Raw genomic sequence first — 25,801 nt, 5'->3', positions numbered from 1 at the left:
TTAGCCAATTAGCGGGTTTCGGTGCCGAAGTTGTTTGCGCGCCGAAACTGGCTGGGTGTCTGTCCATTGATACGTTTAAAGAAGCGCGAAAAATAGGCGGGGTCCTCGAAACCCAGCTCTGTAGCGAGTTGCTCCAGTGTTCGCTGGGTAAAACTGAGCCGGCGCTTCGCCTCTTGATTCAATCTCTGATGCACCAGTTCCTGCGCGCTTAGATTCAGGTGCTTACGACAGTGGCGATTGAGTGTCGCTACTGAAGTGCTCAACTGCTCGGCATAGGCGCTTAGACTCAGGTGTTCAATAAATTTCAGTTCGACCAGATGTCTAAAGTCATTTAATAGCGGCGAGAAGGTCTGATCGTTTTTGGTTTTATCCAAATCTTGGGTGGCCCGTTGAAGCCAAATCAACAGCGCGCGCACTAGGTGGCCGCAGATCTCCGTTCGCCAGTTATCCGGTTCACTCAACTCCTGGGCCATCATCTCAATCAGTCCCTCAATTTGTTGCGCAGCACGACTCTGTCGCTGCAGCGGAATAATCATTGGGTCGAGCGTCATAAACGAGAAGCGCGAGGCACTGTCTGTTTGAGACATCAACGGTAGGGCCAGAGTCAGGATAAAACCGTCGGTGCCCTCAAAGAACCTGAAGCTGTGAACATATCCTGGAGGGAGTGTGATTACCGTGGGTTCCGACAGGTACAGATCAGTGCCATCAACCTCAACCTGCGCCTCGCCCTGTTGTAACAACAAGATTTGAAACAGGTCGCGATGACGATGCGCTTTTATTCGACCGGCAAAAGGGCGGCTCGAGATTGCCAGCGTCTCAATATGTAGAAAGCCGGGGTCATCGGCCGCAGCCTCGCTACCGTAGAGTGCATAGGATGGGACGGGCTTTTCGTTCATGATTTAAGCTTAAAATACAAGTGTTTTGCTATTAGTCGTCAGAATATCCGTGAATATGATCTAAAAGTACAAAAATCTGTGCAGTAAATACAGTGCGTGTTGGCTGGCCGCACCATTATAGTTGTCAGCATAGGAAAAATAAGAGGACGCTCTAATGCACATTAAGAATGCTTGGTACGTGGCTGCGATGTCAGATGAGATCAGTGCTGATAAACCGATGGGACGCACTATCTGTAGCTCACCGCTGGTATTTTGGCGCAATAAACAGGGCAAAGTCGCCGCTGTTGAAGACTTTTGCCCGCACCGCGGCGCTGCTATGTCATTAGGAACTATCGACGATGGCGAGCTGGTGTGTGGCTATCACGGTCTGCGTATGGGTGAGGATGGTAAAACTCTCTCAATGCCCAAGCAGCGCACAGAGCGTTTTCCCTGTGTGAAACGTGCAGTAGTTGAAGAGCGGGACGGCTTTGTCTGGTACTGGGCGGGCGAGGCTGAAACGGCTGATCTTTCTCTTATCCCCGAATTTGATTGGCACACCAAAGAGGGTTGGGTCTTTGGTGGCGGTGTATTTGATATCAAATGCGATTACCGTCTGATGATCGACAACCTCATGGATCTTACCCACGAGAACTACGTGCACAGTGGCAGTATCGGCCAGAAAGAGATTGATGAGGCACCGGTGCGTACCCGCATGAATGGTGACCAGGTAGTGACCGAGCGTTACATGAACGATATCAAGGCGCCGCCATTCTGGCGTATGGCAATGGAGTCTCAGGGCCTAGACCCTGATGCGGACGTTGATCGTTGGCAGATCTGCCGCTTCAATGCGCCGAGCCATATTATGATTGATGTGGGTGTTGCGCTTGCCGGCCAAGGCGGTTTTGAAGCACCTGCAGAGGTGCGTGCGGGCAGTGTCGTTGTAGATTTCCTGACGCCTCAAACCGATGGTTCTATGTGGTACTTCTGGGGTATGGCACGTAACTTCAAAGTGGATGATGCTGAGCTTACTGATCGTATTCGTGAAGGGCAGAACACTATCTTCTCCGAGGATTTGGCAGTGCTCGAAGCGCAGCAGCGTAATCTGGAGCTCTACCCGGATCGCCAGTTACTTAAGCTCGATATCGATGCGGGCGGTGTCGCTGCGCGTCGTATGATCGATAAGCTAATTAAGGCTGAGAGCGAAGCGGCCTGAGAGGCTAACTAAGTTAATTATGGAGTGGATACTGAGATGAAAGTACGTGTATCAGAGCGTCGAATGTTGACCGAATCAACTGTAGCGCTGCGACTGGTATCAGAGAGCGAGCCGCTACCAGGTTTTCGCGCGGGCGCTCATCTAGACCTGCATTTGCGTCCCGATCTCTCGAGACAGTATTCGCTCTGTAACCCCTCTGATACGCCTGCGTATTATGAGCTTGCGGTTTATATCGATCCTGACTCAAAGGGCGGTTCCAAAGCTGTAGGCGAGCTCAAGGTCGGTGACGAGGTTGAAGTGGAGCCACCGCGCAACCACTTCGAGCTGGTTGATGGCAGCCGTTACCGTCTTTTGGCGGCCGGTATCGGCATCACGCCGATCTGGGCAATGGCGCTAGAGCTGCACAGAGAATCGAAAGATTTTACGATGCACTACCGCACCAAATCCCCCGCGTTGACGGCCTTTGGTCCTGAGTTGGCTGAGGCGCCTTTCGCCGCTTCAGTACAGCAGAGTTACTCCTGCGATGGCGCAATTGATATTGCTTCTCTGGTTGCTGATCCCGTCGATGGGGAACAGCTCTATGTTTGTGGCCCTCAGCGCTTTATCGATCCGGTGCTGGAAGCGGCAGCCGCAGCGGGCTGGCCTGAGGAGTCTCTGCATCGCGAGTATTTCAGTGCAACGCTGGCTGAGTCAGAGAATCCCCAGCATATATTCAAAGTTCGCGTCGCGTCCTCCGGTGAAGAGTACGAGATTCCGCCAGATCGCAGTATTGCCGAAGTGCTCGATGAGGCAGGTCACTTCGTACCGCTCTCCTGCGAGGAGGGGGTGTGTGGTACCTGCATGGTTCCGCTGTTAGAGGGCGAAGCGGAACATCGCGATCTCTTTATGACCCCGGCTGAGCATGCAGAGGGCGATATGATTACGCTCTGCTGTTCACGTGCCAAATCGGACCTGTTGGTCGTCGATATCTAGTGTAATGCGAAGCTATAACCGCTCGGGTCCGCCGCGTCATCTTGGCGCTGCACCCGGGTTCAATGAAGTCCGCAACTTCTTTGATTTTCGTGGCGTTAAGATAGGTGGCTGGGTTAAACAGCAAGAGCAGCAGCTGCGCGCCCGCGACTTTTTTATCGCCTTGCTCGATCTCCAAGAGATCCTGCAGGTTCCCCCCTTTGTAATATCCCTGCGTGGACAGCTGTCGTTGCATTACGGTACCGGCGGGCAGCCCGGAGTTTCGGCGCACTACATGCCAGCAGCGCGCGTACTGGCGCTGGCTAAGAATGCCGGCGCTGGGAGTTTGGCGCATGAGTGGTTTCACGCCTTCGATCACTATATCGCTGAGCATATTTTCACACGCGAGACCGGTGGTCGCTTTGCATCTATTGCTTGGCTGACCGATTTTGAACTGCGCTCGCATGGGCTCTGTCAGCTCTTGGCGCACTGTTACCGTTTGATTCTGTTGAATGAGGCCGGTGAGGGCCCTAGCGAGTTCGTTGAGCGTGCGATCGCGCATGACCGCTCTGAGGGTGGGCTCTATTGGAGCAAGCCGGAAGAGCTATGCGCGCGGGCGTTTGAGTCGTTTATCGAAGATGCTCATATCAGTAACCAGTTTTTAGCCTACGGTACGCGTCGACAAGAGCGCGGGTTTGACCCATACCCTCGGGGAGAGCAGCGCGAGCAAATTAATTGGGCGTTTACAGATTACTTTGCAGCGCTGGGTCGATCACTTAGCGCATCACGTGCCGAGCCAGAATCCGCTCCCCATCAATCTTAACCGCTTCGCGCTCGCGCCAACCCCAGAAAAGATCCCGTGCCTCTTTGGCTGCTTGTTTCAGGTCCACTATAGGATCTGGGTACTCCAATGGGAAGTCCAGCATCAGGCGCTCCATTGGTGTCAGCTCCCAAGGTGTCATTCGCAGTTGTTCGGGTAGGCAACCAAGCTCGGGCACCCAGCGCTGGATAAATTGGTCAACCTGCTTCTGCTCTTGCGCCTGTTTGGTTGGGTTGTAGATTCGTAGTGTATGTATACCGGTGACACCCGCCTGCATCTGCATCTGCGGGTAGTGTATGCCGGGTTCGAAGTCTAAAAACTGTGAGGCGAGGTGCTCAGCGCCTAGGCGCCAGTCGATTTTGAGGTAGTGACAGAGAAAGCTGACCAGCATCGCCCGCATCCGAAAATTGATATAGCCGGTGGCGTTGAGTGCGCGCATACAGGCATCTACTAAGGGGACGCCTGTTTGCCCAAACTTCCAGCGCTCTAGATCTGCAGATACTTTCTCATCGGTGCGCCAAGGAAACTCGGTATAACCGGCGTTCATCGAGCGCATCTGCATGCTCGTTTCGCTCTCGAACTTCTGCATAAAGTGGCAGTGCCAATGCAGGCGCGAGCGAAACGCGCGCATCGAGCGCTCCCACTCCCCTGTACCTTGGTGGTTCTTAGCTGCATTGTAGACCTGCGCGAGGCTGAGGTTGCCCCAGGCTAGGTAAGGTGAGAGGCGGCTACAGCTTTTGCGGCTCAGCATCGGGCTAGATATATGTTTGTAGTAGGGTTTGCCGCGCTCGTTTATAAAGCTCTCTAGGCAGTGTCTGGCAGCGCGTTCTCCCCCGTGCTGAAATGCTGAGTGATGCTCAAGCCATTCGGTGGGTGGTCGGAACGCCTTAAGGTCGATTTTGGCTGAGTTAATTGGAGCGCTGGGTGCATCTAATAACGGCCGCTTGATCTGCTTATCCCAGTTGCGTTGCCAGTCGCGTCTATCGCGCGCTGCGCGGATCACTGCTCCGCAAGGGCTCTCGTGCCAGTGAATACCCCCAGACTTACACCAGGCCTTTATGCGCAGATCGCGCTCAAAAGTGAGTTGCAAGCCGATCTCTTCATGGCTGAAGATCCTGTCGATCGGATGCTGTTGCTGGATCTGTTTGAACGTATCGAGTGCTTCACCCTCTACGATATGAATACGGGAATTTAAGCGGGCTAACTCTAGGTTTAGATCCTCTAGCGACTGCCAGATGAAGCGCCAGTGGCGCATCGAGTAGTGCGGGTCGCTGAGTAGCTCTGGCTCAAAGATGTAAAGCAGAAGTAGCGGTTTATCGGCCGCAATCGCTTCGAGCAGCGGGCGGTGATCGGCAAGGCGCAGATCACGCTTAAACCAGAGTATATTGATCGCAGAGTTCATGGCCCTGTATAGCGCCGCAGCAGAGCGTTTAGATCACTTAGCGGGCTGCGTAACACTTCTATCGAAGGGGGAAGCTATGCCAAGCCAGTAGCCGAGTGCAATATTGACCCAGTAGACGCTCCAGAACGCGAAAACAGTATCGGAGAGGAAGTGCCCCCCTTGCACGATACGAGTAAGGCCAACGACTGAGCCGATTCCCAGACCGATCCAGAACCAGCGGCGCGAGCGCAGCAGCCACCCCAGTGCGATGAAGTAGAGCCCCATGGATGCGTGTCCACTGACAAATGAGCAGTTCTTCTCGCAAGCGCCCGAATAGACGAACGCCGGAGTAAATTGGTTCTCGCCACCAAATTCCACAATTTGGGAGGGACGCGCGCGACCAATTGAATTGTTCTTAAAAACGGTATTAACCAGCAGGCCCGGTCCTATCAACAGTGATAGAAACAGGAATAGAAAGATCTTGCGTTTAAAAGGGTTGCGGCCATCGCGGTAGTGCCAGAGCATCCAGAGTGCTGCTGCCAAGAGTCCCGGCACAAGCAGGTAGGGCAGAAAACCGAACACTTCATAAATAACGACGAAAAAGAGCGTTCGACCCAGTCCAAAATCGCCATCGACATAGAACCAACCCGAGCTGATCAGGTCGAGTTGCCAGCCAAAGGTAAACAGGACCAGCGACAGTAGGAAAAGACGCATATCCCAACGGCGCAGTAGCATCAGTTGTAACCCTTAAAATTGCTAACCAGGAAAACGCGAACGGAGCGGGTCAGGTTTGAACGCACGATGGCATCGGCTTTGGTAAGCTCCTCAACCGATTCAAAGTAGCGCTGCAATTGCTGGGCCTGCATATGCTCGCTGACAAAGAGGTGCTGGCTCGCTGGACTTGTCTCAATGGGGTAGAGCAGTTCGTACTGATTCTTGATATGGTCATCAAAGTTCAGTGCTCTGCCGTTCAGTTGCTTTGGCTCTAGGTAGTAGCCGAAGTAGGCGAGTACTTTGCGTGATTCACTGAGTAACGGCGCATCGGGATATTGATCGAAGATCGGCTGGATCTCATCGGCCAACTCTTTCCAGCCTTGGATTCGCACATAGGGGTCGTTGCCGTTTTTCGACTCGATATCGAGCGCTTTGAGCACAGAGCCGTAGTGATAGAAGGCGAGCATCAGCACGAGGTTGATTGCAAACGCAGCCTTAAACCAATGTTTCCAGCGCAGTTTAGCTAGGTAGATCCCCACAATCAGGCTGGCGCTGACATAGGCTGGTGCGCCCCAGTTGATATTGGCCCGTGCTGTAAGCGCCTGAATTGAGATAACTGCGAAGATTGGAATAAAGAGCGACCAGAGCAGCGCCTCTTGGTGTCCAGCCTCAATTGCCCGCGGTTTGAACAATCGAACTAGCAGCAGGAGCATAGCGATTGGGCCGAAGACGACAAATTGAGTGCCCCAAAACTCCCACAAACGGCTCAGCTCAATCTGGCTCTCACTCTGTTTTGATATCTCAGCCGTGTGCTGAAAGCTGATGAAATCGTGCTGATAGTTCCACCAGAGATTCGGCAGCAGTAGTGTGATTGCTAATCCGCAGGCGACCCAAAAACGCGGATTGGCAAGAATCAGCCGTCCCTGAGGTGATAACAGAGCGTAGATTAAAAAGGCCGCAGGAAAGAGAATAAAAGTGTACTTCGATAACAGGCCCAACCCGCCAACTAGTCCGGCCATTAACCAGAAGTGCCACCGGTTGGTTGCTTGTGCCCGCAGGAAGAGCCAGAGTGCAGATGCCCAACAGAAAAGTAGTGGCGCGTCCGTTGTGATAAACAGAGAGTTGAAACTCACCAGAGGCATCGTTAGAAAAATGGCCGCGGTGTAGAAACCGGCGCGGGCGTTGGCGAGACGTTTGCCGATCTGATAGAGCACGCCACCAGTGAGGCTGTAGAGCACCGGTGCCGAGAGCTTTAGCGCCCACTCGGCATTTCCGAATAGGTCTGTGGTCAGGCGTATCAACCAAGCAACAACTGGCGGCTTGGAGTAGTAGCCCCAGTCGAGTGATTGCGACCAGCCGTAGTAGTAGGCTTCATCGAAAAAAAGTCGAATAGGCTGACTCAGGGTAATCCATTCGCGGTAGCCGAATAGTGCTAGCGCTAAGAGTGTGACATAGAGCCCATAAGCTCTCGGCTCTGCTCTCACTCAGCGCTCTCCACAGCCTTCTGTTTGTGCCAAGCCTCAGACGGATCCACTTCGGGGCGTTTCAGAACCACAAAGTTACGGTTCTCTGTACCCTGGAAATAGATGCGACTGAGCATCTCAGCAACGACGCCCGTGGTTAAGAACTGGAACGCCATCAAAACAAGGAAGACAGCGATCATCAGCATCGGTCGGTTACCTATATCTTCGCCTAGGAATACTTTAACGAAGAGCAGCCAGCTGAGCATTAAGCCGCCGATAGTTCCCGCGCTTAGACCAAGGTAACCAAAGAAGTGGCCCGGGCGGGCGCGGTACTTGAGAAAGAAGAACACCGAGATCAGATCCAGAATCACGCGGAAGGTGCGGCTGATACCATACTTGGATTCGCCAAACTCGCGCGCATGGTGGGTTACAGGTGTTTCGCCTATGCGAGATGGCGAGGTAACGCCTGCGACCCAGACTGGGATAAAGCGGTGCATCTCACCGTAGAGCCGAACCTGTTTAAGTACACTGGCGCGGTACACCTTGAGACTGCAGCCGTAGTCGTGCAGCGCAACGCCGGTCATCTTGGCAATAAGTCGGTTGGCGATCTTGGATGGGAGTTTGCGCTTAATAGCCGCGTCCTGACGGTTAACTCGCCAGCCCTGTAACAGGTCGAGGTCCCGCTCAACTAGCTCCTCCACCATGCGAGGAATATCGGTCGGATCGTTCTGTAAATCGCCATCCATTGTCACAATCAGCTCACCACGAGCCGCATCAATACCAGCCTGCATGGCTGCGGTTTGGCCGAAGTTGCGCTGCAGCTCGATCAAGCGAACGTGCTCACCCCATTGAGTTTGTGCCGCCTTAATGGCGTGAACTGTCCCATCCGGCGAGCCGTCATCGACCAGCACTAACTCCCAGGGGCCAGAGTAGTTGGCCATGCCCTCATGCACGCGTTCAACGAGGCGGGCAGCGTTAGCCTCCTCTTTGTACATGGGAACGACAATCGAAAGGCTAGATGATTCAGTCATTTAATCGGCTCAGATGGGTCAAAATATGCGGCGATTTTACACCACGGCGGCGTTAGGTTCACCCTGAAGGGGAGTCTCGAGTAGGTTTTGCAGACCTAGCTAGGATGTTTGGCGCTGAGTTGGAATTAGCAGTGCTAGAGGTACGGACAGTGCGCTGACACCGAGCAGGTAAATATGCAGGTTGATTGCGGCGCTCAAGGCCGCCTCTACTCCGAAGCCGAGGGGGATCAGTGCCGCTAACATAGCAGCCTCGTAGGTGCCTGAACCGGCGATGCCGTGGATTGGCAGAACTCCGCTAAGATCTGCAGTCGTCACTGCCACCCAAGCTGAGATGAAATCGATGGAGAGAAAGGCTTTTAGTACCAGTGTTAGGGCTACAAGCTTAACGATCCAGATAATCAGTGTTTGCAGGTAGGTCGCGACGATCAGCCCGCGCGAGTGGGGGAGTAGGTGCTCAAGCTCAGTAAGCTTTACCTGTAAACGCTCCGGCAGTAGCGCAAGCAAATGACGGCGAAATAACCCAATCACAATAGGCCCGATTATCAATGCGGCCAGCGCTAGATAGCCGATAGTCGGCAGCAGGGCGCCGAGCGCAATAGCGGCCAGCAACAGCAGTACATGCAGATCCATCAAACGAATCCAGACTAAACCGGCAGTTGAGCTGAGCATCGACTGTTTAAACTGGCGCTTCATCAGCAGTGGAAAGGCCGCTTCACCCAGCCGCATGGGTAGAAAGTTGTTCAGAGCGTTGTGCAGAAAGCTGATCTTGAGATAAGCCCTGCGAGGGTGCTGCATGCGTTGGCCGAAGTAGCGATAGACGCGCTCAGCTCGCAGCACATACGAGAGCAGTGTCAGTAGTGTAAGTAGCAGTAGATCGGATAGATCAACTACTGACCACTGGGCCAGAATACCGGCCCAGCCATAGTAGTGCTCCACTAGCAGAATCAGCAGCGCAAAAATCAGCGATGCCAGAATCCAGCGTAGTGCGATACTCATCGATTAAGCGTTGGTTCGCATTGACGGACACTCTTCAACCGGTTTGAGCGCTTCCCAGGCATCGTTTTGAGACAAGAAAACCTGACCCGTCAGCTCATCAAGGAAGTGAGAGCGCTTCAACCGGTCCATCACAGGCCCTTTTACCTCCGAGAGGTGGAAGCGCACGCCGCTATCTTTGAGGCGTTGGTTAATCGCCTCGAGAGATTCGAGAGCTGAGGCATCAATCAGGTTGATCGCTGGACACATCAGGATGAAGTCTTTGACGCAGTCATTGCGGCTAACCAGGTCGTAGACACGATCTTCCAAGTAGCGTGCATTTGCGAAGTAGAGACTCTCATCAATACGCAGGCTCATTACATCGAGACAGGTCTCAACTTCATGACGCTCAACGTTACGGAAGTGCTGAGTGCCTGGCACACGTCCTACAACGGCTGAATGCGGCATGGAGGTGCGGTGCAGGTAGAGCAGAATCGACAGGCTAACACCTGCAATAATACCTGCCTCAACACCAGAAACGAGTGTCAGAATGATGGTCGCAGCCATCGCCACGAAATCCGGCCGAGAGTACTTCCAAGTACGTTTTAGCGCACCCAGGTCTACCAGAGAGAGAACCGCCACAATGATCGTTGCTGCCAGTGTCGCCTTTGGCAAAAAGTAGAGCAGTGGCGTCAAGAATATCGCTGCTAAAGCGATTCCCACCGCAGTGAATGCGCCGGCCGCTGGGGTCTCGGCACCCGCATCAAAGTTGACTACTGAGCGTGAGAAACCACCGGTTACAGGAAAACCACCGGAGACAGCCGACGCGACATTGGAGGTCCCCAGTCCGATAAGCTCCTGGCTTGGATCGATCCGCTGGCGACGTTTGGCTGCCAGGGTCTGGGCGACCGAAACAGATTCAACAAAGCCGACGATGCTGATCAGCAGCGCTGAGATAAACAGCTGTTGCCACAGATCCATATCAAAGCTCGGTAGCGCAAAACCGGGAAGTCCGGTCGGCACCTGACCTACAACGCGCACACCACCTTGATCTAGTGAGAATGCGAATGTAACCAGTGTCGTCGCTGCCACAGCCGCAACCGGGCCCGCTTTCGCAAGAATGTCAGCGATGCCCTGACTCATGCCGCTTTTGATTAGCAGGGGCTTCAGGTTTTTACGTACCCAGAAGAGAAAGGCTGTTGCACTAACACCGATAATGAGCGTGGGCCAATGCAGTTGGTCAGCATGCTCGCCGATAGAGACGATCAGCTCAAGCAAGTTGTGACCTGATGCGTCGACGCCAAAGATGTGTTTCAGCTGGCTGGCGGCAATAATGATGCCTGAAGCAGTAATAAAGCCTGAGATTACGGGGTGACTCAGAAAGTTTGCCAGCATACCAAGACGCAGAACGCCCATCAGAATCAGGATTAAGCCGGAGATAAACGCCAAGGCGATAGCTGCTGTTAGGTACTCGGCGGTCCCCTGCAGAGCAAGATTACCCACTGCAGCTGCAGTCATTAGAGAGACAACCGCCACTGGACCTACTGCCAGAGTGCGGCTGGTGCCAAAGATCGCATACGCGACCAGTGGCAAGATACTGGCATACAAGCCCACCTCGGCAGGTAATCCCGCAAGTAGCGCATAAGCGAGCGATTGCGGGATCAACATGATGGTTACTATAAGGGCGGCGACCATATCACTAGTCAGAGTGCCCTTATTGTAGGTGCGTAACCACTGCAGAATAGGTAGGTAGCGTTCTAGCATCGGTGTCTCTCTAAAACTTAGTTACACGTTTACTTCTGGCTCTCAAGAGCCTCATGTTTGTTTGGAGATTTCGGCAAAATCTTTGGACCCGCCAGCCACTCGCGCCCTTCCAGCATCGCTTCGAAGTAGAGCCAAGGCAGCATCTTCTCTTTCAGCAACCAGGCCAGAGTAGAGGGTTTCGTACCGTCAACCAGCCATTTCGGGAAGCTTGGGAGCAGTTTGCCACCGTAGCCAAACTCGGCCAGAACGATCTTGCCGCGCTCGACTGTCAATGGGCAGCTACCGTAGCCGTCATAGACAGCGCGCGGAGACTCACCATTGAGTGCGAAGATGATGTTCTCTGCGACAGCGGGTGCCTGTTTGCGTACTGCAGCTGCAGTTTTGGCATTTGGAGAGTTGCCGGCATCGCCCAGCGCAAAGATATCGCCGTAGCGTACGTGCTGCATGGTTTCAGGGCTGATATCTACCCAGCCTGCAGCATCTGCTAGTGGACTATTGGCGATGAAATCCGGTGCCTTCTGCGGTGGGCAAACGTGCATCATATCGAAGCTTTTCTCGATATCGGTCACTTCACCTTCGGCATTGGTCTGTTTGAAGTGCGCTGTTTTGCTAGCGCCATCTACCTCAACCAGAGTCGTTTGGAAGTTCAATTGTGCCTGGTACTTCTTCACATACTCCATCAGTGCAGGGACGTAGTCAGCCACGCCAAATAGCCCTGGAGTAGAGGTGCAAAACTCGACATCGATATCGTTGATGCGATTGTTGCGGTACCAGTGGTCGCAAGATAGGTACATCGCCTTCTGTGGCGCGCCGGCACACTTGATTGGCATAGGTGGCTGCGTGAATAGCGCCTTACCTTTCTTGAGTGCCTGCACGAGCTCCCAGGTGTAAGGAGCCAGATCCACCATGTAGTTCGATGTAACGCCGTTACTGCCCAAGGTCTCTTTAAGGCCCTTCACCCCGTCCCAGTTCAGCGATAGACCGGGCGCGACTACGAGGAAGCGGTAACCGACTGACTCGCCATCCTCCAAAATTACCTGGTGTTGATCCGGCTCAAAGCTGGAAACTGCGGACTGAATCCATGTGGCTTGTTTCGGCATCACATCAGCCATTGGGCGAATCGTCTCAGCGCGGTTAAAGACGCCGGCTCCAACCATAGTCCAGCCAGGCTGGTAGTAGTGTTCAGTGCGCGGTTCAATAATCGCGATATCGAGGTCGGGGCGACGCTTGAGAAGGCTCGATGCAACGGCCTGTCCGCCGGCACCGCCGCCGACGATTACAATCTCATGACGACGCCCCGCGATCTTTACCGCTGGGTTGTTTGCTTGGTGAATTGCTTCAAGACGCGAGCGCAATCCCGCTAGGTCGTAGCCGGCGCCTTTAGCAGTCTCTAACAGTGTATCGGGTGCCAAATGGTTTGCTTCGGACAGTGCCCAGAGCGTTGTACAGCGTGTGCCGGTACGACAGAAGGCCAGAACGGGGCCCTGTACCTCTTTTAGGAGAGCGCCAAACTCGGCTGCGTTCTCGTCCGTAACTTTGCCAGAGATGACTGGCTGGAAGCGCCACTCCATACCCTGAGCTTGAGCCGCATCAATAATTGCCTGCATTTCAGGCTGGTCTTCGCTCTCGTTCTCGGGCCGGTTGCAGATGAGTGTTTTGAAGCCCATTGAAGCGGCAATGCCGACATCTTCAACACTGATCTGTGGGGCCACACTTAAAAAGGGCGTTAGTTTACGTGCATCCATGGTTTGTTCTCCGTGGGAAAAGGTGTTTTATAGTTATTTTTTAGATTTGCACTTTGTTTGAAATTTCACGGGCTGTTCAATTTCACGGTTCATAGAGTGAGTGCTGCTGGCAATAGTCGCCGATGAGGGTAACTTTTGCCAGCAGTCCAATTTTAAAGTCAGCATCTTAAAAAAGGTTTACCGGCACCTTGAGGTATGACTGCCCGTTCTCCTCAGGTTCTGGCATATGGCCAGCACGCATGTTGACCTGTACCGACGGCAGAATTAGACGCGGCATTGACAGTGTCGCATCACGCTCGGTGCGCATCTTGATAAACTCTTGTTCGCACTTACCCTCACCGACATGCACGTTGTGAAGACGCTCTTCACCCACAGTCGTCTCATTCAGGTAATGGTCACGCCCTGGTGCTTTGTAGTCATGACACATAAACATGCGTGTCTCATCAGGCAGCGAAAAAATCTTTTGCACAGAGATATAGAGTGTATGCGCATCGCCACCTGGGAAGTCACAGCGCGCTGTGCCGTAGTCCGGCATAAATAGCGTGTCGCCAACGAACAGAGCATCTCCGATTAGGTAGCTCATGCAAGCTGGAGTGTGACCCGGTGTGTGCATGGCACGCGCTTCGATCGTGCCTATTTTGAACTGCTCTTCATCTTTGAAAAGGTGGTCAAACTGGCTGCCATCACGCTGGAAGGCGCTACCTTCGTTAAACGCCTTGCCGAAAACATTCTGTACGGTGGTGATGTGTTCACCGATAGAGAGCTGACCGCCCAGCTTATCTTTGAGGTAGGGTGCTGCTGACAGGTGGTCAGCATGCACGTGGGTCTCCAGAATCCAGTCAACCGTCAGACCTTCAGCTTTTACATAGTCAACAATCTGATCAGCAGATACGGTATCAGTCCTGCCAGCAGCGTAGTCAAAATCCAGTACTGAGTCGACAATCGCACAGCGTTTGGTCTCAGGGTCTGAAACAACGTAGCTAAAAGTAAAGGTTGGTTCGTCGAAGAATGTCTTAACTAAAGGTGTCATCATACTTCTCCAAAAAGTTATATCTATATCACAATTTCGCATATATTAGCTTTTGCTGATGGAAAGTCAATCGCTTTGAGGATGAAAAAATGTACACTGGAAGTTCAATCCACCTATATTTACCAGTAGTTTGACTAGGATCAATATGGCTTGGCTACAACGCAGAATCGAACTGAAGCGCAGAACACGTGGCTTTCATCTAATCACTGACGAGGTATTGTCAGCTCTGCCTGAACTCCGGCAGGTGAGGGTTGGGCAGTTACATCTCTTCCTCCAGCATAGCTCCGCGTCACTCACACTGAATGAGAACGCTGATCCTGATGTGCGACGTGACATGGAGGGAGCCTTCAATCGTCTCGCCCCTGAAAACCATCCTGACTATACCCATACGCTCGAGGGTTCGGACGATATGCCTGCGCATATCAAATCGAGTTTGAACGGCGTTAGCCTACTGCTGCCGGTCGGGCAGGGGGAATTGTTGGTAGGAATCTGGCAGGGGATCTGGTTAGGCGAACATCGAGACCACGCAGGCTCGCGCAGCCTTATCGCGACGCTAAACTACGAATAATAGCCACTACATCTGTTCGATCTTGCTCAGACATTCTGTCTGCGTCAAAGGTATTCTCTACCGCCAGCAATAGCGCTTCGGTTATCGAACTATCTATCTGCTCTAGGTCCAGTAGATCCAGGTGGCTGCGAACATAGGAGAGGGCGAAGAGTTGCTCGGGTGTCTCAAGCGCCTGCTGCTCTAGTTGTCCAAGTCGCTCTGAGATCTGCTCGTAGTTCTGTGTCATCGGTTGGCTTCCAGGGATTTTAGGTTGAGGAAGTGCTCTCGGCCCGATGCATCCACGCGTAGCAGGCGTACCGTTAGATAGTCCAGCGCTGGCGCCATCCAGATCAGGGTCTGCTGCTGATCTGCAGCACGCTCGAGTTGCAGGCGCACACAGACAAAGGTGCCGGCAGGCGTGGTTAGTGTCTCCTCGCCCGAGCGCACAAACCGGTAAGTTTTTATCTTGCCGCCGTCAGCGATGCGGTAGCTCAGCTCCTCGCGTCCTGCGATCAGGTCTTCACGCAATTGCAGTTGATAACTCAGTTTATCTTGGACATCGGCTTCATAGGCTTGCGCCCAAGGCTGCTGCTTGGCCACGGTTGTGATGCGCTGGCGCTCGGCATCAAAACTGATACTGAGGTTACGTTTGCGTCCAAATACCGAGCGATTGAACTTGTAGCTCAGTGGGGTCCAGCGCGAGTTTTTATAACCCAGTGTCGAGGCTTCGCTTTGAGAGGCGAAGGTTGATTTAGCTTCGCTGGAGAAGTGCCAGAGTCCGCTGGGCGACTGTTCAAGTTTTCGAGTCGCAGTCACCGGCAGATCAATCAAGAGATCAAGCGTCGCACTGTACTGCGCTGAGAATGGCGCCAGCTGTGCTTGGGCCCGGATCGTTAGAGCAGCGAGTAGGAGCAAGCTGGCTGCAGTCAGCTTGACGATAGCGCGGCTCCGAAGAGGCATTTAGAGATCCGCCTCGAATCGCTTGCCTCCAGGGGGAAGCTGTTCGCCGTCTAGAAAGGCCAAACCGCGTCGTTGAGTCAGGCGCTCTGACACGAACCACTCAACCGCTAAGGGGTAGATACAGTGCTCTAGGTGGTGGATGCGTTGTTGTAGACTCTCGACGTTATCATCGGCGCGAATAGTGGTGGCGGCTTGCACAATCGGCGCTCCCGCATCCAGTTCAGGGCAGACAAAGTGGACAGTGCAGCCGTGCTCCGCTTCGCCAGCTTCCAGTGCCCGAGCGTGAGTATTGAGCCCTTTGAACTTAGGTAAGAGCGAAGGGTGAATATTGACCAGCCGGCCGTTGTAGTGCTCTACAAAACCGTCGGTGAGAATGCGCATAAAACCGGCAAGTACAACAAGATCGGCCTGCCAAGCATCAATCTGCTCAATCAGAGCGGCGTCAAAAGTCTCGCGGTTAGCGTAGAGTGTGTGCTCAATGAGTGCCGTGGGAATGCCGGCGTTTGCGGCGCGGACCAGGCCATAGGCGTCGGCTCGGTTTGATAGCACACCGGCAATTTGGAAACCGTCGGACTGGGCCGCGGCATCCATAATTGCCTGTAGGTTCGAGCCTGATCCGGAGACCAGGACTACAACAGATTTTTTGCTCATTTAGCTGTTAGGCACCAAGTCCTACCAATTCTACCTGCTCTTCGTCGGCAGCAGCGTCGGCAATCTGGCCGATAACCCAAGGTGCTTCACCTGCGTCTTTCAAGATTGCCAGTGCGTTCTCAGCTTCGCTTGCAGGAACACAGATGACCATGCCAACACCACAGTTCAGTGTGCGGTACATCTCGCGATCAGCCACGTTACCGCCTGCCTGAATCCAGCGGAACACCTCAGGGATAGCCCAGCTTTGGGTATCGATGACTGCTTTGGTGTTCTCTGGCAGTACTCGAGGGATGTTCTCTAGCAGACCACCACCGGTGATGTGTGACAGGGCGTTGACCTGAGATGACTTGATCAGCTGCAGCAGTGATTTCACGTAGATGCGTGTCGGCTCCATCAGTGCGTCGGCCAGTGAGCGGTCACCGATCTGTGTGTTCAGATCGGCATTAGTCACTTCGAGGATTTTACGAATCAGAGAGTAGCCGTTTGAGTGCGGTCCAGAAGACGGCAGGGCGATGATTGCGTCGCCTGCAGCCACTTTTGAGCCATCAATGATTTCGGATTTCTCAACCACACCCACACAGAAGCCGGCTAGGTCGTAATCGTCACCCTCGTACATGCCCGGCATTTCGGCAGTCTCACCACCCACCAAGGCGGCGCCTGCGAGCTCACAGCCTGCACCGATACCGGTAACAACATCGGCGGCCATATCGACGTTAAGCTTGCCTGTTGCGTAGTAGTCGAGGAACAGCAGTGGCTCGGCACCTGCGACAACCAGGTCGTTGACACACATAGCGACTAGGTCGATACCGATGGTGTCATGCTTGCCCAGGTCCATTGCTAGTTTTAGCTTGGTGCCAACGCCGTCTGTACCTGAAACCAGTACTGGCTGACGGTAGCCTTCGGGGATCTCACACAGAGCGCCAAAGCCGCCCAGACCGCCCATCACTTCTGGGCGCGCTGTACGCTTAGCTACACCTTTGATGCGCTCAACAAGCGCGTTACCTGCATCGATATCGACGCCGGCATCTTTGTAGCTAATAGATTGGTTGTTTGACGCATCAGACATGGGTGTAAGACCTCATAAAACGGGTGTGCAAAAGGGGTACGATTTGTTGGCGGGGGATTCTACCAGTTTGCACCGGTAGGAGCCATTGTGTGTTACAGTTTCGGCAATATTTAATGCCAAACACCTAGGGAAGGTCGATGCGCAGTTTCAAAACCCTTTTTAAGCTCGGTGCACTGCTGCCACTGATGTCGATTTCTAGCCTCTCAGCTGACGTTCTTATTTGGGCGAGTGATAACCGTTCTGGCCAGCCGGTTCGTGCTGAGCAGGCCGAGTGGTTGCGCTATCTGCAGAGCCAGTCGCAGGCAAGCAACCCGCTGGTGACGCCAACGCAGGCCGGCGTAGCTCAGGATTATCCGATGCATCTGGCGGCACAAGCCGATGTTGGCGCATTGATGACCAGTCGGTTGGCAACAGGTTCAGATGCCGCACTTTGGGTTCAGCTAAATGCGAACGGTTTGGAGTGGGTACTCGAACAGAATGGTGAAGCGCAGCAGTTACGTACACCCGCAACGAGTGATGGCCTGGCACTGGGTCTCAACTGGATGGGTATGCAGTTGAGCATGGCCACTCCTGATTCTGCAGACCAGTCCACTCAGCCACTGCTGCCGGCAGCGACGGGTCCGCTTTCTGCTCCATCTACGACACAGCCGCAGACTGGTGTAGCCGTGCCCGCAACGACTCCTGCGGTTCCTGCAGCGCTGGCTTATCAGCATAAAGGGACTCAGATTAACGTCAGCGGCGTTTTTGATGCGCCGGATTTCTTGCGCCTGACGCAAGGACTGCGCGCCTTGGAGGGTGTAGATCGGGTCTATCCTGCGAGCATCAATGGAACCGATGTGCAGTTAGTTTTGGGCAGCGACAGCCTCTCTTCGTCTCAGCTTCAATCGCTGCTCGCTCAGCAGCCTTGGTTGCGACGGACAGAGCAGGGCGGCTTGCGGTGGGATGCGTTGGCGCTACCTCTTCCCGGAGGACAAACAGCTCAGGGGCCGGTCGCTACAGCGGTCGAAACTAGTGCCGAGGCTCCTGCCGGTTCGGCCCCCGCGATAGCGTCCCCCGCGGAGTAATCCATGCAGCAGCGTTGGTTCATATTGACGGTTGGACTTATCAGCTTCGCGTTGGTTTATCTGCTTTCGCCTATCCTCAGTCCGTTTCTCGTTGGTGCTCTGCTGGCCTATCTGTCCGACCCTCTGGCAGATCGTCTTGAGGCGCGTGGATTGAGTCGCACGGGCTCCGTGGCGATCGTATTCTTGGTGCTCAGTGCGCTGGTGGTGATCGCCTTCCTGTTGCTGTTACCGCACTTGCTGACTCAGGTGCAGTTGATGATCGAGCGCGTACCGCGCGTAATCGAGATTTTGAATAGTGAAATATTTCCGTTTATCGAGGCCAATCTTGGGGTTGAGCTCGGTCGACCGGACCTTAAACAGGTTGCATCGATTCTGACGCAGCACTGGCAAGCAACGGGTAGCATCGCTACCGCGGTGCTCAGCTCGGTAACCCAGTCGGGTCTGGCGGTTGTTGCCTGGTTCGCAAACCTGGTGCTGATTCCCGTAGTCACCTTCTACCTGCTGCGTGACTGGGATCTGATGATGGATCGTATCCGCGACCTGTTACCTCGCAACATCGAACCGGTCGTATCACTCTGGGCGCGTGAGTGCGACGGGGTACTGGGTGCGTTCATGAAGGGGCAACTGGTCGTGATGCTGGTGCTCGGTATCATCTACGCGATCGGATTAGCCCTGCTGGGTGTGGATCTCGCGTTGCTGCTGGGCATTACGGCGGGTTTGGCCAGTATTGTTCCCTACCTCGGCGTTATCGTTGGCATCGTCAGCTCGGGTGTCGCGGCCTACGTGCAGATGCAGGATCCGATGATTCTGCTAGGCGTTGCTGTTGTCTTTGGCGTTGGGCAGGTGCTTGAGGGGATGGTATTGACGCCAAAATTGGTGGGTGATCGTATCGGCCTACACCCTGTTGCTGTGATCTTTGCGATTATGGCGGGCGGGCAGCTATTCGGGTTTGTCGGCGTGCTGCTAGCTCTGCCGGTGGCTGCAGTGATTCGCGTACTCTTGAGTCACCTACATAGAGGCTATGTTGCCAGTCGTCTGTATACCAAACCGGATACTGATTCGCAGTGAGCGCTTCGATTCAACCAACTCAACTGCCGCTGAGCGTTCACCTACGTGCTGATGCTCGGTTTGAGAATTTCACACTCGGACAAAATGCGCTGGTCGTCGAGCAGTTGCAGCGTTTTAGCCGCTCGGAACTCAGCGAGCAGCATATCTTTTTAGCGGGCCCAAACGGTGCGGGGCTCACTTATCTTTTGCAGGCGAGCTGTCATGAGGCTGAGCAGGCTGGGTTGGCAGCGCTTTACCTTCCGGCTGAGGAGCTTGAAACTCTGGATCCGGCCATTTTTGAAGCGCTAGAGTCCTACGATCTCGTCTGTATTGATGATCTGCAATTGCTGTTGGGTAAACCGGAGTGGGAGCAGGCGCTGTTTCACCTCTATAACCGTCTACGCGATACCGGTCGTCGTCTACTGATTTCGGCGAATAACACCCCCGCACACCTTGCAGTGGGCTTAGCAGATCTAGCCTCGCGGCTGACTTGGGGCCTGGTGTTCCAGTTACAACCACTCAATGACGCCGATAAACTGGCTGCACTCGATGCGCAGGCTCGTGCACGCGGCTTAGTGATCGCCGAGGATGTTCTGCAATTTTTGTTAAACCACTCTGATCGTAATCTGCGGATATTAATGCGGCAATTGGATCAGCTCGATAGCGCCTCGCTCGAGCAGAAGCGGCGTGTCACCATACCCTTCGTAAAACAGGTGTTGGGGTGGAGCTAGGCGGACTGGTTTATGAACATGCTGACTTTATCCTGGTCAACAAGCCGGCTGGCGTCAGTGTTCACAAGGACGATACTGAACAGGGGTATGTGGGGGCTTTGAGTGAGTCGCGCGCAGAGCCTCTGTGGCTCGTGCATCGACTCGATAAAATGACCTCTGGTCTGCTGTTATTGGCGCGCAATCAAACAGCGGCCGCAGCGCTGAGCGGCTGTTTTGCCGACAGACAGGTTGATAAGCTCTATCTAGCGATAAGCTGTCATAAACCCAAACGCAAGCAGGGTATGATCTCGGGTGATATGGAGTCGGCCCGCCGAGGTAATTGGAAGCTGACGCGCGGGGGTTCGAATCCGGCGCGCACTGAGTTTATCTGCAAAAATTTTGCTCCCGGGTACAATTTGATACTTTGCCATCCGCTGACCGGTAAAACCCATCAAATTCGCGTGGCCCTGAAAAGTGAAGGGGCACCCATACTAGGGGATAGTCGCTATGAGCCGGATGCGCCAGTGAGTGATCGCGGCTATCTGCATGCTTGGCAACTCGGATTTCGTTATCAGGATGCAGCGTATTGCTTTCGCGCTGATCCCGAGTCGGGTGAGTTGTTTATACAAGCCACCGCGGCTGGCGTACTTAACCAAGTTGATCTGGAAAACTTACCGAAGCACTGGTCACTGCCACTGCTGAGACCGTCAACGGCGAGCGAGAATTAGAGAGTAAATAGGAATGAGTGACGACAGAGTAGAGTTCGACTTTACCCAGCGCAGTGCCGAAGAGCAGGCCTCACTATTGCAGCACACTTGGTGTGACAACTGTCAGCAGGCAGATCTCGGTATGACCGACCCGCAAGAGTACGAGCAGTTTGGGCTGCGCTTCGTTGAAGGGCGTTGCGAAGCTTGCGGCGAGGTGGTGTTTACTGAGTTGAGTGATGATGAATTCTGATTACCTTGATCGTTTTGCCGGCATCGGACGCCTGTATGGTGTCAACGCCCTCGAGGCTTTTCACAAGGCGCATGTCGTTGTTGTGGGTATTGGTGGTGTTGGTTCTTGGGTGGCCGAAGCTTTGGCGCGCTCGGGTGTAGGTGAGATAACACTGGTTGACCTCGACGATGTGTGTGTCACCAACATCAATCGACAATTGCACGCACTCAGCTCTTCGGTAGGTCAGTCAAAAGTATTGGTGAGCGCAGATAGGATGCGCGATATCAATCCCGATCTGATCGTTAATGAGGTTGAGTCGTTTGCAACTCAGGATAATTTGGCTGAGTTGTTTGAGTCCAAGCCTGACTACGTTGTCGATGCCATCGACAGTGCTGGTGTAAAAGCGGCCATCATTAGTTACTGCAAACGCAATAAAATCCCTATCATCACCACGGGTGGAGCTGGCGGTTTGATCGATCCGCAGCGTATTGCTGTGGCTGATTTAACCAAGACCGAGCATGACCCGCTCGCCTCTAAAGTGCGCTCTATTCTCAAGCGTCACTTCGGTTTCAGCCGCTCGGGTCGTAAGTTTGGAGTAGAGTGTGTCTACTCAACCGAGCAGGCAAGATACCCCAAAAGTGATGGCGAGGTGTGCAGCACAAAGCAGTTTGTCGATGGTGATGTGCGTTTGGACTGCGCAGGTGGACTAGGTGCAGTCACTATGGTGACAGCGAGCTTTGGTTTTGCAGCTGCTAGTCGAGTTCTGTTAAAAATCAGTGAGCGCGATGCACGCAATCGAGAGCGGGTGTAGCGTCAAGAAGTGTTGGCGGAATAAAACAGGCAGGTACGCAGGGCTGCGTACCCACCAAAGAAGGGACAAACTCGGGTGCTTATGCAGCCTTCAGGCGAGCCAGAGTTTTAGCGCGTGAGGTGCGCAGTTCGCTTACAAATACTTTACCAAGCAGGCTGTCGAGTTTGCGTGATACGCCCTGCGCTAGTTCAGCGATAAAAGCAGCGCGCTCGCGACGTGCAGCTAGGTCGATTTTTTCCATATTGATCGCTTCGTAGTTAGACATTTCCGGTACCTCGGTTTAATCCTGTTCAATTAAGGCTAATACTAAAGTTGAGAGTTTGGATCGACAAACGATGCTTTCTTAGGGTATTGTTGAGTAAAATTCATCTCAGGAAAAATCGATGCGCCGTCTACCTCCGCTTAACGCGCTGCGAGTCTTTGATGCAGCGGCCCGTCATGGCAGCTTCAACCGTGCCAGTGAAGAGCTGTGTGTTACCCCATCAGCAGTCAGCCATCAGCTCAAGTCGCTGGAAGAGTTCTTGGGTGTGGAGCTGTTTAAACGCGAAAAGCGCAGCATCGCGTTAACGCCAGCTGGGGAGCGCTACTTGCCTTCGGTGCAGATGGCACTCGATGAGGTAGAGTTTGCAACGCGAAAGTTGATCACCTCGCCGAACTCAAATGTCGTCAATGTGAGCGTCGCACCGGCCTTTCTGACACGCTGGTTGGTGCCGCGCATCGCACGCTTTCAAGAGCGTCACCCAGAGGTTGAACTGCGACTTGAATCGTCGATCGATTACATCGATTTTGAGAATTCGGATACGGATCTGGCCGTTTATTACGGTAAAGGGCACTGGAGCGGCATTGAGACGCATCTGATGCGTAATATCGACCTGACGCCGGTTGTATCGCCTAAATTACTGGAAGAGAAGGGTGGTCTGAAACGTGAGAGCGATCTGGCCAACTTTACGTTGATCAATGTGACCGGGCGTAACCACGAGTGGAGCAAGGTGCTACAGAAGCTGGGCGTAAGTATCTCCAGCATCGCCCATACCATCTCGTTCTCGAGTACCTCGTTGGCGGTCTCAGCTGCGGCCGAGGGGATAGGTGTAGCGTTGGCAGACCGCTCATTGCTACAGCGCGAGTTAGATAGTGGTCGTTTAGTTGCACCCTTCGATGTGTCCCTCGACAGTCACAACGCCTTCTACCTTGTCTACAAAGAGAATCGGTCGCTGACAGCAGCGATGGAGGCCTTCCGCGATTGGATTCTTGAAGAGATGGCGGAAGATAAGCGCGCTCTAGCTGGCTAGAGCGGCTTCGGCGAGTGCGCGGTAATCGGTAGGTTTGATCGACGGCTGTAGCGGCACAATTTCCCAGCCTTCATCATCCGCAGTAGCGCTGAGGTACTCGAACTCTTTTTTGTAGTCGCGCGCCATCATCACCAGCGCCTGCGTGAGCGCTTCTATGGCAGGATGATCTACATCCTCCTCGGTTAGCATCGTGATGTTGTGGCGAATTAACTCAGTTGGGTCCTCGTCAGAGAGTACCGACACCTTTATCCAATCACCACAGCGCAGCATCATCCAATCTGATACCACCTCATGTATGCTCTCTTGCGCTTTCGTCTCCAGCTCTGATATACGCTGTTCCAGTGAATGCTGTTCAACCGAATTTTGTTCGGTTGAGAGGTTTGCTGCTTCCAGTTCAGTCGAGATAAAACAGACTCGTGCCAGGTGCAGTAGGTCGGAGACATCAACAGGTCGTCGACGCAGGTTATCTAATTTGGCTTTGGCTTTTACCCTAAGCTGGGCAGCCTCAATGATGAGCTCTCTTCTCATCTCGTCAGGCGTCGAGGCATAGTTGCGCCCGCACTGTCGCATTGCCTCAATCTGGGCCTGTAGAGTGAAGATCTCCCAGAGTTCGTCACTCAGCTTAATTTCGATGTTTTCAGTTTCGATGCTCTGCATAGGGTGTACCGCCCGTTTTAGGGTTGTCAGGGTCTTTTTCTGATGGATTTAACGCAATATTTGTGCCGACTTTTATTGTTCTAGTGACAAAAATGCCTTTTGACGTTTTCGTTCAATTATGACTTGAACAAAATGCGCTTTAGCTGGCTGGTTAAAGGTGTTTTGCACACTATAGTTAGGAGGAGATATCTGGACTTAATCGCGACGGATCCGCAAGCAAGAACCCCAGTTTTTTTGGAGATACCGTGTGCTGGTTCAAACGAGAGAAGATTGACCAACCCGAGCTTGGGCTTGCGTAAAAGCGTTGCAAATTGCAATTATTATTTTTATTTTGCGACGAATAATGAGAGGCAGCAGAGATCTGTCCAACAATACAGTTACAGCGAAACAGTGAGCTGCAGGGGTCACGTGTTGATGCCCTCAGCAATAAGTAAGAGATGCATTCGCCACAATCCTTTTCAGTGGCGCTGACTAACGCGTAGATCGAACTATTGACCGTATAACTAAAAGTTTTTAGCCCATTTTTGTCATTTCTTGCATGATTTTTTCACGGTGATATGCGGTAGACGCTGGATTATCTGGCCGTTTGATCTAAGTTTTAGGTAATGAAATATCGAATTTGGAAGATCGAATGAAGGGATCGCTAGCAGCTCTAATATTTGCAACGAGCACATTGAGTTCAGGGGTGGTGTTGGCGGATAGTCGCGAAGCCTGTAATGCATACCGCTTGGAAGTTATCCAGCTCAAATCCAATCTCGATCTGAAATATGGAGAAAATCGTGTGCTGCTGCGCGACATGAGCTCCGATTCCGCTGCGCGCAACGCGCTACTTGCGCAGTATATTGTTGATCCTGACAACATCCGTTTTCGCACGTTGATGGATAAATTCCGTGCCGATCGACGTGATGAGTGCGGCTGGTGGACTGAGGCTGACGGCAAGTTTAACTGAGCCCATCCGCCCCAAATTCTGTTCACAAAAACAAGACGCTGATCTAGTATCGAAATTCGACCCGTCGACATAGGATTTGGCTAAATGGTTGAACTTCAAGCGCTTAGTAACTTTATTAGTGATAATCGACTCTGGGCTGACAGCCTAGCCATCATCTCTTCGACACTGCTCGCTCTCTTTATTGCGGGATCAATTCTCAAACGCCTGCCAGCACATTGGCAATCGCAGGGACGCCGAGTTCGGACACGTCATGTCGTTACGATGGCCCGATACCCGGTAATGGTATCGATAGTGTTGATTGGGGGAACGCAGCTCACCAGTCGTATGCTTCCACTGGGATTGGTAGAGTCTCTAGCCTCCATCTTCCTTACAATCGCGGTCTTGGCATGGGGCCAGTTTGTTTACCGAGCGACTCAGTACGTTCTCAAGAACATTAGTTTGCAGAGCCCTGAAGAGGGGATCATTCGTCCGCAGACTTTACCCTTGCTAGAAAACGTCGCGGCCGTACTAAACGTGTTGTTAGTGGTCTATCTGATATTTCTAGTCTGGAAAATTGATATGACCGCCTGGCTTGCATCGGCGGGTATAGTCGGTATCGCAGTCGGTTTTGCCGCAAAGGATACGATTGCAAACCTTCTCTCCGGCGTATTTATATTGGCAGACTCGCCTTACAAAATTGGTGACTACATCGTTATCGATTCAGGCGAGCGAGGCAAAGTAACACACATTGGCTTGCGCTCCACCCGGCTCCTCACCCGAGACGACCTAGAAATTAATATACCGAACGCGATCATTGCCAACGGTAAAATCATAAATGAATCTTCTGGACGTCACGTAAAGTCACGCACCCGTATTGCGGTTAGCGTTGCTTACGGTTCTGATCTGGAGCGGGTGAAAAAGCTGTTACTTGAGGTCGCTGCGGATGAACGGCAAATCTGTGTAGACCCCGAGCCGCGAGTACGTTTCCGTACGTTTGGCGCTTCGGGATTGGATTTGGAACTGCTTGTCTGGATCGATGATCCTGAAATTCGCGGTCGCGTGATCGATGCTCTAAACACGGCAGTTTATAACTGCTTTAACCACGAGGGGATCGAAATCCCCTTCAGCAAACAGGATCTTTATATCAAAGAGCTACCGCCCTCTAGGTTGTGAATAGCC

28 protein-coding genes are annotated in these 25,801 nt (G+C 53.2%); 13 read left to right on the top strand and 15 right to left on the bottom strand.

The features are described 5' to 3' along the window. Nucleotides 1-8: 8 nt before the first annotated feature. Nucleotides 9-896, bottom strand: a complete 888-nt coding sequence (locus tag AC1WNR_RS09935; protein ID WP_481644333.1) for a helix-turn-helix domain-containing protein — start codon at nt 894-896, stop codon at nt 9-11. A gap of 154 nt (nt 897-1,050) precedes the next feature. On the opposite strand from AC1WNR_RS09935, the gene AC1WNR_RS09930 reads away from it, so the two are divergent. The 3 genes from AC1WNR_RS09930 to AC1WNR_RS09920 are packed head-to-tail and all read left to right on the top strand — an operon-like array spanning nt 1,051 to nt 3,859. Continuing rightward, nucleotides 1,051-2,088: an aromatic ring-hydroxylating dioxygenase subunit alpha gene (locus tag AC1WNR_RS09930; protein ID WP_481644332.1), complete on the top strand. Its 1,038-nt coding sequence runs from the start codon at nt 1,051-1,053 to the stop codon at nt 2,086-2,088. A 36-nt stretch (nt 2,089-2,124) separates the two neighbouring features. Continuing rightward, on the top strand, nt 2,125-3,060 hold the full coding sequence (locus AC1WNR_RS09925; protein ID WP_481644331.1) for a PDR/VanB family oxidoreductase: 936 nt from the start codon (nt 2,125-2,127) through the stop codon (nt 3,058-3,060). Nucleotides 3,061-3,064: 4 nt separating this feature from the next. Further along, nucleotides 3,065-3,859 carry a CLCA_X family protein gene (locus AC1WNR_RS09920; RefSeq protein ID WP_481644330.1) on the top strand — a complete coding sequence of 265 codons (795 nt, stop codon included), beginning with the start codon at nt 3,065-3,067 and terminating at the stop codon, nt 3,857-3,859. Here the strand turns inward: AC1WNR_RS09920 and AC1WNR_RS09915 are convergent. From AC1WNR_RS09915 to AC1WNR_RS09880, 8 genes are all read right to left on the bottom strand, one after another. Beyond that, entirely contained in the window at nt 3,813-5,258 is a 1,446-nt protein-coding gene (locus AC1WNR_RS09915; RefSeq protein WP_481644329.1) for an FAD-binding domain-containing protein, read from the bottom strand. The two genes, AC1WNR_RS09920 and AC1WNR_RS09915, sit on opposite strands and share 47 nt — an antisense overlap. A 33-nt stretch (nt 5,259-5,291) precedes the next feature. Then, nucleotides 5,292-5,972, bottom strand: coding sequence for a phosphatase PAP2 family protein (locus AC1WNR_RS09910; protein WP_481644328.1), 681 nt, complete (start codon nt 5,970-5,972; stop codon nt 5,292-5,294). Next, nucleotides 5,972-7,435: a glycosyltransferase family 39 protein gene (locus AC1WNR_RS09905; protein WP_481644327.1), complete on the bottom strand. Its 1,464-nt coding sequence runs from the start codon at nt 7,433-7,435 to the stop codon at nt 5,972-5,974. Before AC1WNR_RS09905 ends, AC1WNR_RS09910 begins: the two co-directional genes overlap by 1 nt. Beyond that, the gene (locus AC1WNR_RS09900) at nt 7,432-8,445 is read right to left on the bottom strand and encodes a glycosyltransferase family 2 protein (RefSeq protein ID WP_481644326.1); all 1,014 of its coding nucleotides are present in this window, start codon (nt 8,443-8,445) and stop codon (nt 7,432-7,434) included. The genes AC1WNR_RS09905 and AC1WNR_RS09900 overlap by 4 nt, the downstream gene beginning before the upstream one ends. A 99-nt stretch (nt 8,446-8,544) precedes the next feature. Then, complete coding sequence (locus AC1WNR_RS09895; protein WP_481644325.1) at nt 8,545-9,441, bottom strand: lysylphosphatidylglycerol synthase transmembrane domain-containing protein; 897 nt, start codon at nt 9,439-9,441, stop codon at nt 8,545-8,547. 3 nt (nt 9,442-9,444) lie between these two features. Next, nucleotides 9,445-11,181 carry a SulP family inorganic anion transporter gene (locus AC1WNR_RS09890; protein WP_481644324.1) on the bottom strand — a complete coding sequence of 579 codons (1,737 nt, stop codon included), beginning with the start codon at nt 11,179-11,181 and terminating at the stop codon, nt 9,445-9,447. Nucleotides 11,182-11,210: 29 nt separating this feature from the next. Then, entirely contained in the window at nt 11,211-12,926 is a 1,716-nt protein-coding gene (locus AC1WNR_RS09885; RefSeq protein WP_481644323.1) for a bifunctional protein tyrosine phosphatase family protein/NAD(P)/FAD-dependent oxidoreductase, read from the bottom strand. Between the two features lie 166 nt (nt 12,927-13,092). Next, complete coding sequence (locus AC1WNR_RS09880) at nt 13,093-13,959, bottom strand: MBL fold metallo-hydrolase (protein ID WP_481644322.1); 867 nt, start codon at nt 13,957-13,959, stop codon at nt 13,093-13,095. Nucleotides 13,960-14,101: 142 nt separating this feature from the next. On the opposite strand from AC1WNR_RS09880, the gene AC1WNR_RS09875 reads away from it, so the two are divergent. Continuing rightward, on the top strand, nt 14,102-14,524 hold the full coding sequence (locus AC1WNR_RS09875; RefSeq protein ID WP_481644321.1) for a secondary thiamine-phosphate synthase enzyme YjbQ: 423 nt from the start codon (nt 14,102-14,104) through the stop codon (nt 14,522-14,524). On the opposite strand, the gene AC1WNR_RS09870 is transcribed toward AC1WNR_RS09875, so the two are convergent. From AC1WNR_RS09870 to purM, 4 genes are read right to left on the bottom strand one after another with little or no spacing between them, the layout of a single operon-like run. Next, nucleotides 14,499-14,750 carry a hypothetical protein gene (locus tag AC1WNR_RS09870; RefSeq protein ID WP_481644320.1) on the bottom strand — a complete coding sequence of 84 codons (252 nt, stop codon included), beginning with the start codon at nt 14,748-14,750 and terminating at the stop codon, nt 14,499-14,501. The genes AC1WNR_RS09875 and AC1WNR_RS09870 overlap by 26 nt on opposite strands. After that, entirely contained in the window at nt 14,747-15,463 is a 717-nt protein-coding gene (locus tag AC1WNR_RS09865) for a DUF3108 domain-containing protein (protein WP_481644319.1), read from the bottom strand. The genes AC1WNR_RS09870 and AC1WNR_RS09865 overlap by 4 nt, the downstream gene beginning before the upstream one ends. Beyond that, nucleotides 15,464-16,114 carry a phosphoribosylglycinamide formyltransferase gene (gene purN, locus AC1WNR_RS09860; RefSeq protein ID WP_481644318.1) on the bottom strand — a complete coding sequence of 217 codons (651 nt, stop codon included), beginning with the start codon at nt 16,112-16,114 and terminating at the stop codon, nt 15,464-15,466. It abuts the gene before it with no gap. A 7-nt stretch (nt 16,115-16,121) separates the two neighbouring features. Then, nucleotides 16,122-17,180 (bottom strand): phosphoribosylformylglycinamidine cyclo-ligase, encoded by a 1,059-nt coding sequence (gene purM, locus AC1WNR_RS09855; RefSeq protein WP_481644317.1) that lies wholly within the window; start codon nt 17,178-17,180, stop codon nt 16,122-16,124. Between the two features lie 137 nt (nt 17,181-17,317). On the opposite strand from purM, the gene AC1WNR_RS09850 reads away from it, so the two are divergent. Genes AC1WNR_RS09850 through tcdA form a run of 6 tightly spaced genes read left to right on the top strand, consistent with a single transcriptional unit; the run spans nt 17,318 to nt 21,748 of the window. Further along, nucleotides 17,318-18,244 carry a hypothetical protein gene (locus AC1WNR_RS09850; RefSeq protein WP_481644316.1) on the top strand — a complete coding sequence of 309 codons (927 nt, stop codon included), beginning with the start codon at nt 17,318-17,320 and terminating at the stop codon, nt 18,242-18,244. A 3-nt stretch (nt 18,245-18,247) separates the two neighbouring features. After that, nucleotides 18,248-19,312, top strand: a complete 1,065-nt coding sequence (locus AC1WNR_RS09845) for an AI-2E family transporter (protein ID WP_481644315.1) — start codon at nt 18,248-18,250, stop codon at nt 19,310-19,312. Continuing rightward, a complete protein-coding gene (hda, locus tag AC1WNR_RS09840) occupies nt 19,309-20,022 on the top strand; it encodes a DnaA regulatory inactivator Hda (protein ID WP_481644314.1) in 714 nt (237 codons plus the stop codon). Before AC1WNR_RS09845 ends, hda begins: the two co-directional genes overlap by 4 nt. Further along, nucleotides 20,013-20,729 carry a TIGR01621 family pseudouridine synthase gene (locus AC1WNR_RS09835; RefSeq protein ID WP_481644313.1) on the top strand — a complete coding sequence of 239 codons (717 nt, stop codon included), beginning with the start codon at nt 20,013-20,015 and terminating at the stop codon, nt 20,727-20,729. The genes hda and AC1WNR_RS09835 overlap by 10 nt, the downstream gene beginning before the upstream one ends. A 13-nt stretch (nt 20,730-20,742) precedes the next feature. Next, nucleotides 20,743-20,958, top strand: a complete 216-nt coding sequence (locus tag AC1WNR_RS09830) for a hypothetical protein (RefSeq protein WP_481644312.1) — start codon at nt 20,743-20,745, stop codon at nt 20,956-20,958. After that, on the top strand, nt 20,945-21,748 hold the full coding sequence (tcdA, locus tag AC1WNR_RS09825; RefSeq protein WP_481644311.1) for a tRNA cyclic N6-threonylcarbamoyladenosine(37) synthase TcdA: 804 nt from the start codon (nt 20,945-20,947) through the stop codon (nt 21,746-21,748). Before AC1WNR_RS09830 ends, tcdA begins: the two co-directional genes overlap by 14 nt. 79 nt (nt 21,749-21,827) lie before the next feature. On the opposite strand, the gene AC1WNR_RS09820 is transcribed toward tcdA, so the two are convergent. Then, the gene (locus AC1WNR_RS09820; RefSeq protein ID WP_481644310.1) at nt 21,828-22,013 is read right to left on the bottom strand and encodes a hypothetical protein; all 186 of its coding nucleotides are present in this window, start codon (nt 22,011-22,013) and stop codon (nt 21,828-21,830) included. 118 nt (nt 22,014-22,131) lie between these two features. Here AC1WNR_RS09820 and gcvA point away from each other — a divergent pair, with 118 nt between their 5' ends. Then, nucleotides 22,132-23,037: a transcriptional regulator GcvA gene (gcvA, locus tag AC1WNR_RS09815; protein WP_481644309.1), complete on the top strand. Its 906-nt coding sequence runs from the start codon at nt 22,132-22,134 to the stop codon at nt 23,035-23,037. On the opposite strand, the gene AC1WNR_RS09810 is transcribed toward gcvA, so the two are convergent. After that, the gene (locus tag AC1WNR_RS09810) at nt 23,026-23,694 is read right to left on the bottom strand and encodes a hypothetical protein (protein WP_481644308.1); all 669 of its coding nucleotides are present in this window, start codon (nt 23,692-23,694) and stop codon (nt 23,026-23,028) included. The genes gcvA and AC1WNR_RS09810 overlap by 12 nt on opposite strands. Before the next feature lie 631 nt (nt 23,695-24,325). Here AC1WNR_RS09810 and AC1WNR_RS09805 point away from each other — a divergent pair. Together AC1WNR_RS09805 and AC1WNR_RS09800 are read left to right on the top strand one after the other, a co-directional pair. Beyond that, entirely contained in the window at nt 24,326-24,643 is a 318-nt protein-coding gene (locus AC1WNR_RS09805; protein ID WP_481644307.1) for a hypothetical protein, read from the top strand. 84 nt (nt 24,644-24,727) lie between these two features. Then, entirely contained in the window at nt 24,728-25,795 is a 1,068-nt protein-coding gene (locus AC1WNR_RS09800) for a mechanosensitive ion channel family protein (RefSeq protein WP_481644306.1), read from the top strand. Nucleotides 25,796-25,801 lie beyond the last annotated feature (6 nt).

The sequence above is a fragment of the Marinobacterium marisflavi genome, from assembly GCF_982447095.1.
This window is presented reverse-complemented; position numbering and strand designations above follow the sequence as displayed.

Bases quoted from the DNA above. Each gene is read 5' to 3' on its own strand.
- AC1WNR_RS09935 (WP_481644333.1), bottom strand. From the start codon at position 896: ATGAACGAAAAGCCCGTCCCATCCTATGCACTCTACGGTAGCGAGGCT.
- AC1WNR_RS09930 (WP_481644332.1), top strand. From the start codon at position 1,051: ATGCACATTAAGAATGCTTGGTACGTGGCTGCGATGTCAGATGAGATC.
- AC1WNR_RS09925 (WP_481644331.1), top strand. From the start codon at position 2,125: ATGAAAGTACGTGTATCAGAGCGTCGAATGTTGACCGAATCAACTGTA.
- AC1WNR_RS09920 (WP_481644330.1), top strand. From the start codon at position 3,065: ATGCGAAGCTATAACCGCTCGGGTCCGCCGCGTCATCTTGGCGCTGCA.
- AC1WNR_RS09915 (WP_481644329.1), bottom strand. From the start codon at position 5,258: ATGAACTCTGCGATCAATATACTCTGGTTTAAGCGTGATCTGCGCCTT.
- AC1WNR_RS09910 (WP_481644328.1), bottom strand. From the start codon at position 5,972: ATGCTACTGCGCCGTTGGGATATGCGTCTTTTCCTACTGTCGCTGGTC.
- AC1WNR_RS09900 (WP_481644326.1), bottom strand. From the start codon at position 8,445: ATGACTGAATCATCTAGCCTTTCGATTGTCGTTCCCATGTACAAAGAG.
- AC1WNR_RS09895 (WP_481644325.1), bottom strand. From the start codon at position 9,441: ATGAGTATCGCACTACGCTGGATTCTGGCATCGCTGATTTTTGCGCTG.
- AC1WNR_RS09890 (WP_481644324.1), bottom strand. From the start codon at position 11,181: ATGCTAGAACGCTACCTACCTATTCTGCAGTGGTTACGCACCTACAAT.
- AC1WNR_RS09885 (WP_481644323.1), bottom strand. From the start codon at position 12,926: ATGGATGCACGTAAACTAACGCCCTTTTTAAGTGTGGCCCCACAGATC.
- AC1WNR_RS09880 (WP_481644322.1), bottom strand. From the start codon at position 13,959: ATGATGACACCTTTAGTTAAGACATTCTTCGACGAACCAACCTTTACT.
- AC1WNR_RS09875 (WP_481644321.1), top strand. From the start codon at position 14,102: ATGGCTTGGCTACAACGCAGAATCGAACTGAAGCGCAGAACACGTGGC.
- AC1WNR_RS09870 (WP_481644320.1), bottom strand. From the start codon at position 14,750: ATGACACAGAACTACGAGCAGATCTCAGAGCGACTTGGACAACTAGAG.
- AC1WNR_RS09865 (WP_481644319.1), bottom strand. From the start codon at position 15,463: ATGCCTCTTCGGAGCCGCGCTATCGTCAAGCTGACTGCAGCCAGCTTG.
- purN (WP_481644318.1), bottom strand. From the start codon at position 16,114: ATGAGCAAAAAATCTGTTGTAGTCCTGGTCTCCGGATCAGGCTCGAAC.
- purM (WP_481644317.1), bottom strand. From the start codon at position 17,180: ATGTCTGATGCGTCAAACAACCAATCTATTAGCTACAAAGATGCCGGC.
- AC1WNR_RS09850 (WP_481644316.1), top strand. From the start codon at position 17,318: ATGCGCAGTTTCAAAACCCTTTTTAAGCTCGGTGCACTGCTGCCACTG.
- AC1WNR_RS09845 (WP_481644315.1), top strand. From the start codon at position 18,248: ATGCAGCAGCGTTGGTTCATATTGACGGTTGGACTTATCAGCTTCGCG.
- AC1WNR_RS09830 (WP_481644312.1), top strand. From the start codon at position 20,743: ATGAGTGACGACAGAGTAGAGTTCGACTTTACCCAGCGCAGTGCCGAA.
- tcdA (WP_481644311.1), top strand. From the start codon at position 20,945: ATGATGAATTCTGATTACCTTGATCGTTTTGCCGGCATCGGACGCCTG.
- AC1WNR_RS09820 (WP_481644310.1), bottom strand. From the start codon at position 22,013: ATGTCTAACTACGAAGCGATCAATATGGAAAAAATCGACCTAGCTGCA.
- gcvA (WP_481644309.1), top strand. From the start codon at position 22,132: ATGCGCCGTCTACCTCCGCTTAACGCGCTGCGAGTCTTTGATGCAGCG.
- AC1WNR_RS09810 (WP_481644308.1), bottom strand. From the start codon at position 23,694: ATGCAGAGCATCGAAACTGAAAACATCGAAATTAAGCTGAGTGACGAA.
- AC1WNR_RS09805 (WP_481644307.1), top strand. From the start codon at position 24,326: ATGAAGGGATCGCTAGCAGCTCTAATATTTGCAACGAGCACATTGAGT.
- AC1WNR_RS09800 (WP_481644306.1), top strand. From the start codon at position 24,728: ATGGTTGAACTTCAAGCGCTTAGTAACTTTATTAGTGATAATCGACTC.